The organism is Oscillatoria sp. HE19RPO (assembly GCF_024220515.1).
In the GTDB taxonomy this organism is placed as follows: domain Bacteria; phylum Cyanobacteriota; class Cyanobacteriia; order Cyanobacteriales; family Laspinemataceae; genus Laspinema.
Window position 1 is genome coordinate 85662 of record NZ_JAMXOT010000010.1, and the last position, 6922, is coordinate 92583.

4 protein-coding genes are annotated in these 6922 nt (G+C 47.9%); 2 read left to right on the forward strand and 2 right to left on the reverse strand.

All coding sequences use genetic code 11. The features are described from left to right. The first annotated feature begins 134 nt into the window (after window positions 1–134). On the forward strand, window positions 135–1412 hold the full coding sequence (gene ftsZ / locus NG833_RS01355) for a cell division protein FtsZ (RefSeq protein WP_254563537.1): 1278 nt from the start codon (window positions 135–137) through the stop codon (window positions 1410–1412). Window positions 1413–1520: 108 nt separating this feature from the next. Further along, entirely contained in the window at window positions 1521–2354 is an 834-nt protein-coding gene (gene thiD, locus NG833_RS01360) for a bifunctional hydroxymethylpyrimidine kinase/phosphomethylpyrimidine kinase (RefSeq protein ID WP_254563538.1), read from the forward strand. A 36-nt stretch (window positions 2355–2390) separates the two neighbouring features. Here the strand turns inward: thiD and NG833_RS01365 are convergent, their stop codons facing one another. After that, entirely contained in the window at window positions 2391–4094 is a 1704-nt protein-coding gene (locus tag NG833_RS01365) for a DUF262 domain-containing protein (RefSeq protein ID WP_254563539.1), read from the reverse strand. Window positions 4095–4226: 132 nt separating this feature from the next. Continuing rightward, the gene (locus NG833_RS01370) at window positions 4227–6665 is read right to left on the reverse strand and encodes a VIT domain-containing protein (protein WP_254563540.1); all 2439 of its coding nucleotides are present in this window, start codon (window positions 6663–6665) and stop codon (window positions 4227–4229) included. Window positions 6666–6922 lie beyond the last annotated feature (257 nt).

The following is a 6922-nucleotide window of genomic DNA, read 5'->3' on the forward strand; positions in this document are numbered from 1 at the left end:
GGTCAGTATGATTACCCTTGACAGATTGGCAAAACTAATCAGTGTTAAAGTTGGTAATCTTGGGCAACATAGCCTATAGTTGACTTTGATCTGCCCTTATTTCAGAAGTTGTATCTCTACCGTTCCCAATACTAATGACACTTAATAGTAAACTAGGGGTTGGAAATGAAAGCCCTCATTCTGAAGAACCGACAGGTTTTCCCGTGGCAGTGGACAACTCCAATCCTTTTAACAACACAGGGTTAATATTGGGTCAAAATCGCGATAACCGGCTCCCCGGGGAAGAAACCAGGAGTAACGATATTGTGCCGAGTAGCATAGCCAAAATTAAAGTCATTGGCGTAGGCGGCGGTGGATGCAATGCTGTCAACCGCATGATTGCAAGTGAAGTCTCGGGAGTAGAATTTTGGGCGGTGAATACCGATGCCCAAGCTCTAGTCCAATCCACCGCAACCAAACGCCTACAAGTCGGACAAAAACTAACCAGAGGTCTCGGCGCAGGTGGCAATCCCGCCATCGGGCAAAAAGCGGCGGAGGAGTCTCGCGATGAGATTGCTCATGCCTTAGAACATTCTGACCTTGTTTTCATTACCGCAGGCATGGGAGGTGGGACCGGCACCGGGGCCGCCCCAATCGTTGCCGAAGCAGCCAAAGAAGTCGGGGCGCTGACTGTGGGGGTCGTCACCCGTCCGTTTATGTTCGAGGGCCGTCGGCGCACGAACCAAGCGGAAGAAGGGATTGCCGCCCTCCAAAGTCGGGTCGATACCCTAATTGTCATCCCCAACGATAAATTGCTCTCGGTTATTTCCGAACAAACCCCAGTCCAAGAAGCCTTTCGAGTCGCTGATGATATCCTGCGCCAAGGGGTTCAGGGGATTTCAGATATTATTACGATTCCCGGACTGGTGAATGTGGACTTTGCCGACGTGCGCGCAGTAATGGCTGATGCGGGGTCGGCGTTAATGGGAATTGGTGTCGGTTCGGGCAAATCCCGGGCCCGAGAAGCGGCCCTCAGTGCCATTTCTTCTCCTTTACTCGAATCCTCGATTGAAGGGGCCAAGGGCGTTGTCTTGAATATTACCGGCGGCACCGATTTGACCTTGCATGAGGTGAATGCCGCAGCAGAAACGGTGTACGAAGTGGTTGATCCCAATGCCAATATTATTTTTGGTGCGGTGATTGACGAACGCCTCCAAGGGGAAATTCGGATTACCGTGATTGCAACGGGCTTTTCCTCAGAACCCCCCCAACCGGGAACTCAGGTTGCCAGGGTCGCACCGCAACCGCAACGGTTCATTCCCAAACCCCAGGCAGCGCCACCGCCACCGCCACCGCCTTCAGACCCTTCCCGAGGTAAACCCCCAGGACTGGATATTCCCGATTTCCTGCAAAAGCGTCGCCCTCCGCGATAAACAGTTAGGACAAATCAGTTGGGATTAATCACTGCTGACCCTGCTTCCTGGGTGAGCAGTTGATTCTTTTTGGCAATGTTAATGGTAAAAGGCTGAAAGATTTCTGATATGCAAGCAATTTCCCCGTTGCCGGTGGTACCCGTCGCCTTGACGATCGCCGGTTCTGATAGTGGTGGAGGCGCCGGGATTCAAGCGGATTTGAAAACCTTTGCGTTTCATGGGGTTCATGGCACCAGCGCCCTCACCTGCGTCACGGCTCAAAGTACGATGGGGGTAACTCGGGTGGATGGGTTGCCGGTGGAGGCGATCGCTGCTCAAATTGATGCGGTGGTTCAGGATATGAGGGTACAGGCGGTCAAAACTGGAATGCTGCTCAATCGAGAGATTATTGCAGCAGTGGTGGAACGGGTGAAATCGCTAGAGTTCAAGAATTTAGTCGTGGATCCGGTGATGGTGTCTCGGACTGGCGCCCAACTGATTGATGATGAAGCGGTGACATTGCTGCGGGATGTGTTGGTGCCGTTAGGGGCGATCGTCACCCCCAATCGCTACGAGGCCCAAATTCTCAGCGGATTACAAATTAATACCTTGGATGATATGCGCGCTGCTGCTCAGAGAATCCATAAATGTGGAGTTTCTGGCGTCTTGGTCAAAGGAGGCGGCATGGCGGGAGAATTGCGCGGGGTAGATGTCTGGTTTGATGGGGACTGCCTAGAAACCTTGAGAACGGTAACGGTAGAAACTCGCAATACGCATGGCACCGGATGTACGTTGTCAGCGGCGATCGCTGCCAATTTAGCATTAGGTCAAGATTCTCTGACATCGGTCAAAAATGCCAAAAACTATGTCACCGAAGCCTTACAATTTGCCTTAGAGATTGGCCAAGGTCCTGGTCCCGTCGGTCACTTTTTCCCCTTATTTAAAGCAGGTGGATTAAGTTAGGGGGAGATAAGTTAGGCGGGGAAAAGATAGATTAGGTTAGGCAAAATCCGCACGCCAAACCTGAACCGCCAGACGCCCTAGATGCTGTTGGCGATTGGCGATCGCATCCGGCGTCCATTCTTCCGCCTGAATTTCCTGAGTTAAGCGATACTGACTATCCTGATATTTTTCTTGCTTTTTGACATAAAGTTGATTGCCAATTTCCCGATTCAACCCCGATTCCAGAAGCGTCATATTTCCCAGGCGATACACCATCTCATCCCCTTGCTTTTCTGTAAAATTCCGTTGCCATGAATCATCGGGATTTTCGGGGAGAATATGTTCTATAGAAAAACTATCTTCCATGATTTCTACTCCCGATGCCTCAGTTTCCAACTTCCACAGAATATAACGAACTAATCGGCGTTTCTGTCCTTTGGTAGACATTTCTAGTAAAGAAAAATCCTGACGAAATTTTTCGTCCGATACATAAATCGACCCTAATCGTTCAAATACACCCCGGGGATGTTTGATAGCTTTGTTTTGAATATCTATAGCAATTTGATTATAAATGGTCTCCAATTCATTGGGATTCAAAGAACTGACAATGCTATAACGAAATGAGACAACGGCAATCAATTTTAACAAGCGGGTAAAGTCATCAGGAGAGAACTTGTCATAAGCGGCAAATAGAGTCGGATAAACTTGCTTGACTCGAAACAAGCTCAATTCTCGAATATATCTCTGATTTTGGGGACTCTCTCGCCAAAACTCATCATGGGGATTCCCCAATGCCACAAACAGACTACTATAATTTTCGAGTTCATCCAGTAAATCAAACGCTTGTTGCGATGTTTTGACCGAATTCCTGACTTGTTTAAAAAGGCGATCGCGACGGATTCTCGTATAGGTGAGACTGAGATAATACCGCAGAAATTCAGGAAACCTTTCGAGTTGAACCGTGGTAATAATTCTTTTCCATTGCCGTTGAGCTTCCCGTAAATCATCCGGTCCTTGAAACAGAGAAAATAGATAATTTTTTAATAAATCCGTGGCACTTAGTTCCAGTCCCCGCGCATTCAAAGTCTCAAATACCGTATAAGCATTCAGTTCATCTTCCACATTAATTTGAATGAACAATAAGCGTTGCGCCACCGTATCCGTCAGAAAAGTTGCTACCTGTTCTCCACTGCTCACCACTTCGGGGATATCTTCACTAATTTGTTTAGAAAAATAAGCAAAGGCATTCCATAAGAGTTGGTTAGAGTGAGGTAAAGAACGCAGATTCCGGGGTTGTCTTAAATTAATCAGATTGCTCTGATAAAATTCATCGTTGTTTTCATTTAAGATTAACTTACTGGAATAGCGAAGAGAGCGCGGGTCTTTATCCGCTAAATAGGTCCGCTTTAAAAGCTCCTGGCGCTCTTTATTCTGTTCTGCTTCTTGTCCCAAATCCACGAGTTGAGTGAGTTTATCAATGAGTGCAATTGCCAAAATGCTCAGGGTAGCAAACCGCTGTTGACCATCAATAATCGTCCACTCTTTGTCAGAATTGGCCGAATTGTGCAGAACAATCGCCCCCATATAATGACTAGATTCCGGGTCCTGGTGAAGCATCAAAATGTCCTGCCAGAGGTCTTCCCAATTTTCCTCTCGCCAGGAATAATCACGTTGAAACAGGGGGACTCGATAAATTTTACCATTGCCAATTAAATCCCGAAAATTGGTGGTTTTTGTATCGAGTAAATTAATTCTCGCCATAAAATTTAGAGAAATTATAAACGGGTCGAGGTTCCGTCGGGTGCGTCAGATACTCAAGGGAAAGATACCTATCTCAAGTTAACATTCTGACGCACCTGACGTCATTTTAGGATAACCAATCCTGATTCAGAATTAAGGTTGAACTTGCAATTTAATCCGGAGGGTTCCGGAGAGAGATTGGGGGGGTTGCCAACGTTGTAAGGTTTGACGAATCAGGTCGATCGCCCCTTGATCCGTTAACGTAGAAGCGCGATCGTCTAACATCACGCGCACCACTCGACCCTGACGAACTACAATTTCCCACACCACTTCCCCACTCACTCCTGGGGAGAGGGACACAAATTGGAATAATTCTTCTAAATCTGCTGTCGCCTCCGCATCTAAATCCTCCGCATCCATGACTTGAATGCGATCGCTCCCTTGGGGGGATGGATTGATTTCGTCCATTGTTGAAGATTCATACAGGGGTTGGGGACTACCGGGACCGGGACGAGCACCCCCAGACAACCGAACAGGTGCCGCAGCAGGTGACGGAGGTGGATATGCGCCGCTAGTGCGACCCCGAGGTGCCATTACCGCATCTGCTTCGCTTTCTTCCCCAAAAATCCCTTCGTAACTGACTCCCTCGGGTAATTCGACGGGCACTTGCACTCGGCGGGTGGTGCCATCGGGATCGACTCGGACTTCTTCGCTGACGGCGACAAAGGCAGTGTAAGCAGACAGCAATCGATAGGCGAGGGCGGTATTGGTAACTTCTGTTACCCCGGATGTGGTTTCTCCGCCATACATTTGACTCATTAAATCTTTAATCCGATGGCGACCCCATAGTTGCGCGATCGCCGGGTTACCTTCTTCCTCAAATGCCATGCGAAAGAGTTCTTCATAGCGATCGCCATTGGCAGTCATTCCCTTCACTCGTAACTGTCCCCGGGCGCGATCGCCTTTTCGTCCAAACAAAACTAAGGGTTGTTCCGCAAACAAATCTGGCGGTAAACCGGGATAAACTTCTGCCGGTTCCCCTCCCCCTTCCCAACTCACCTCAATATTCGTTAAAACGGGATTATTAATCTGTCGGAAAAACCGTTCTGCCACCTCTTCTGTGGGTTCATCCTGACGAATTACTTGGGAGGTTCCGCGTCCCACTTCTGCAAGGCGATCGAGGACAAATCGATTCACCGAACTCCCCACTCCAAAACTATATAAACGGTTGCCCGCTTGTAACTTTTGTTGAACCTCGGCAATGATTTCCATGTCATTGCCAATATATCCATCGGTTAACAACACAATACTTCGCAACCGCCCATTTTCTGCCGGTGGATAATTTAAGACGGTTTGAATGCCATTTAATAACTCAGTTCCCCCATTGGCGTCCAATTGATTGATATAATCGATCGCCATGTTGCGATTAGCAGGCGTATTGGCTAAGGGGCGAGGAGAGAGTGCCGTTGCGGTATTGGCAAAGTCAATAATCGTAAAGGTATCATTGGGATTTAGGCCATTGATAAAGCGGCGCATCAATTCCTGGGATTTCACGATGGGGTCACCGGATTGAGACCCGCTGGTATCCATTAAAAAGATGACATCTTTGGGGACGATTTCATTGCGGTTGTAATCTAAGGCGGGAATGAGGTAAATGGCAAAATGTCCCCCGCGATCGTCGGATTGGGTGAGGACTGTTGCTTTGGTGCGATCGCCTGAAACCTGATAGCGCAGAATTAAATCTTTGTTCGGGATAGAATCGGCTTTTGCTAAGTCAATCCGGACCATCTCTTCCGATTGAGAGGTGACAATTTGATGGGACGGGGATTGGATATTGGAAATGGGAACTCCGGCATTAATCTCCACCGCCACACTAATATCATGACCGGACCTTGTGCCAGGACGAAGGACCGGAGGGGTAATCCGTGAGGCATCAGGAACTTGGTTAGTATTCGGGGTTTCTGGGGTAGTTGGGGTTCCTGGAATATAACGCGGACCGACTACCATTGGGAAGACAAATTCATAGTTTCCCCCTTCAAAGGGGAGACTGTCACTGTAGCGAATGGTGACTTCAATTTGTTCACCGGGTTTGATATTCGCCAGGGATTGAGTGAAGATATTAGGACGTTCTTGTTCTAATAATGCTGCGGTGCGTCCTTGTTCTCTTGCTTCGTCATAAATGCGTTGGGCTTCTTCCCGTTGTTTGATATCGCCTTTAATGATGCGATCGCCGATTTTGATTTCCATATCATAAACCGCCGCCTCATCAGGAAGGGGGAAGACATAAATGGCTTCTAATGGTTCATTAAATGGGTTTTGAAACCGTTGAGTTACGGCAACTTGGGAGACATTGCCATCAATTCGGGCTTTGACATCGGTATGGGTGAGGGTAAAGGCTTGTTTTTCTCCGTCCGGGGATAAAACATATAAGCCCCCCGCATCTTGGGATTCCGAGGGAGTTGGGGTTTGATTGCCTTGAGAGAGGATGGGATGGGCGGGCGATCGCGAATGTTGGGCTAAGGTTAAATTTGCGACTGTTCCCACTGCTGTAACCAGGACTAAACAGGCTGGAACAATATAGAGTAATTTCATAGGAACCTCATTTTGATGATGAATTCTAGGATGGCACAGACTTGGGGAAATGAGCAGGGGGTTTCACTTTTTGTAACACATCTCGTTGGGTTGGGGGATAACGACTGAAGTCGTTACTACAAACGGGGAAAATTTAGTCATTTCTTCTTAGTTTGTAGTAACGACTTCAGTCGTTTCTTTTCTTCGCAACTCTGGGGGATAACGACTGAAGTCGTTAATACAAACGGGGAAAATTTAGTCATTTCTTCTTAGTTTGT